This is a genomic window from Segatella copri, assembly GCF_019127135.1.
Classification (GTDB): domain Bacteria; phylum Bacteroidota; class Bacteroidia; order Bacteroidales; family Bacteroidaceae; genus Prevotella.
This window is the reverse complement of the sequence record NZ_JAHOEA010000137.1, coordinates 1-1,732: the sequence shown is the minus strand read 5'-3', so window position 1 is coordinate 1,732 and position 1,732 is coordinate 1. Positions and strand designations below refer to the sequence as shown.

The window sequence follows — 1,732 nt, the reverse complement described above, 5'->3', positions numbered from 1 at the left end:
TCCTGACTTTGACAAAATGTGTACCTATAAAATAACATATCCTAATTTTCAGGCATTTAGCAAAAATAATCTCTGTAAATGGGTGACGCAACGACTATTTTTTGTATCTTTGCACCATGTTTGTACGTAAGAAGAAGCACCGCAGTGGGCATATCGGAGTGCTTGTGGTGGACAAGAGCAATGGCAAGTTCCGTGAAATCAAGAGTTTCGGTGTTGCGAAGACAGATGCCGAAGCGGATGCTCTGTGCCTAGAAGCGAACAAATGGATAAGAACTTATGGTGGACAGCAAGAGATTAACTTCACAGAACCAGACATCAAGCAAAACGAAGAGGAAGAGACAGAACGAGTACTGTCCAACATAGACTCCCTGCTTCTAAATGGACACCAAATTATCCTAAACCAAGTATATGACAGCATAGGTTTCAACCAAATTCAAGATTCCATACTTCGTCATTTGGTTATCGCTCGCATCTCTCAACCCATGAGCAAACACGCAACAGTAGATTACCTGAAGTCATACTTTGATGAAGATGTCGAGTTGTATAAGCTTTATCGCTACATGGACAAGTTGTACGATACCCAAAAAGAAGAGGTACAACGCATCAGTGTAGAGCACACCAAGCGCATACTCGGTGGACATGTAGGTCTGATGTTCTATGATGTGACCACACTGTATTTTGAGACCAGTAGAACAGATGTGCTGCGAGAGTCTGGTTTTTCAAAGGATGGCAAGACATCAGAGTCGCAGATAGTGCTAGGCCTCTTGGTCAGCCGTGATGGCTATCCTCTGTCGTATTGTATTTTCAATGGAAGCCAATACGAGGGATACACCATGCTACCTATCATAGATGATTTCATACAACGCTTCTCTCTGGACGATTTTGTAGTGGTGGCTGATGCAGGGCTCATGAGTAAGCGCAATGTAAAGTTACTGGAGGATGCAGGATACAAATATATAATAGGTGCTCGTATTCATACAGAGTCTGAGCAGATAAAAGAATGGATCTTGCAGCAAGACAAGATGCCTGGAAAATTTCACGAATACAGATATGGTGACAATGCAAGATTGATCCTCGGCTATTCCGAAGAACGAGCAAAGAAGGATGCACATAATCGTGATAAGGGAGTGGCAAGGCTCAAGAAGGCATATGCAAATGGAAAAATCACAAAAGCCTCCGTAAATAAGCGTGGCTATAATAAATTCTTGGAAATCAGCAAAGACATAGATGTAGTTATCAGCGAAGACAAAATCAAGGAAGATTCACAGTGGGATGGCTTGAAAGGTTATATAACCAATACTTCCATCACACCAAAGGAAGTTGTCGAACAATACCACGGTCTATGGGTCGTGGAACGAGCCTTTCGTGTAACCAAAGGTAACTTGGAGGCACGCCCCATCTTTCATTTCACAGAGAAAAGAATAGAGGCACATATCTGCATATGCTTCATTGCATACAAGGTGTATAAAGAACTGGAGCGTATCTTAAAAATTGCCAAGATAAACAAAAGTGTAGATTCAGTTTTGAAAATTGCTAAGACCATAGCTACTATCAGAATCAACATGCCGAATAATGGGAAGGTCAGGCAAGAAACATTGCTGCTGACTCCTGCCCAACACTCTATCAAGCCTTTGTTTGATGTTCAAAAGATACTAGACGGGGGCAAAAGTGACGATTCTGCCCCCGAAAAATAGAAAAATCCAAGATGGGTGACGCATAGTCAAAGTCAGGA

1 protein-coding gene is annotated in these 1,732 nt (G+C 42.0%); it reads left to right on the top strand.

Annotated elements, in window-relative coordinates:
• Positions 1-116 precede the first annotated feature (116 nt).
• Positions 117-1,694 (top strand): IS1634 family transposase, encoded by a 1,578-nt coding sequence (locus KSW37_RS15505; RefSeq protein ID WP_153113845.1) that lies wholly within the window; start codon positions 117-119, stop codon positions 1,692-1,694.
• The last annotated feature ends 38 nt before the right edge of the window (positions 1,695-1,732 follow it).